This window comes from Pseudomonas sp. EA_65y_Pfl1_P113, assembly GCF_963970525.1.
GTDB lineage: Bacteria > Pseudomonadota > Gammaproteobacteria > Pseudomonadales > Pseudomonadaceae > Aquipseudomonas > Aquipseudomonas tritici.
Genome location: NZ_CAXAQM010000517.1, coordinates 1 through 465, shown reverse-complemented (window position 1 = coordinate 465; position 465 = coordinate 1). Strand labels below are relative to the sequence as shown.

1 protein-coding gene is annotated in these 465 nt (G+C 69.2%); it reads right to left on the bottom strand.

What is annotated here, in order from left to right; all coding sequences use genetic code 11:
• Window positions 1-424: methyltransferase domain-containing protein (locus tag AACY52_RS30850; RefSeq protein ID WP_339561472.1), on the bottom strand; the 424-nt coding region annotated here is incomplete at its 3' end.
• Between the last annotated feature and the right edge of the window lie 41 nt (window positions 425-465).

The following is a 465-nucleotide window of genomic DNA, read 5'->3' as shown; positions in this document are numbered from 1 at the left end:
ATAGCGTACCCGCGCCACAGAAGGCGGCGAGGAACAGGCCGTCGGGTCGAAGTGCACGCCGGACGAGCGTGAGCGCGCCGGGCAAATCGTTGACGCTGTCGAGCACGCCGACCGAAACCACCAGGTCGAACGATTCGGCGGGGAAGGGGAGGCGATCCTCGTCCGCCTGCACCCCGCCGGATTGGACAGCAAACAGCGCGCCCGCGTCGCACCGCGTGACCTTTGCCCCCGCTGGAACGGGCAAGGCCCCGTCGAAGCAGCCGAGATCGAGCATGTCGGTGAAACGATGGGTCACGCTCGCCAGCCGTTCCGCAATCCCGTCGAGCATCGCCGCACGCAGGAAATCGAACTCGGCGAAGGTCGGGGCGGCGCGGTCGCGGTGGAGGCGGCGTGCCGCGCGGTCGAAGATGTCGGGAACGCTCATCGCGCGGCTTGTGCCGCTCTAGGCGTCGGGCGACAAGGGGG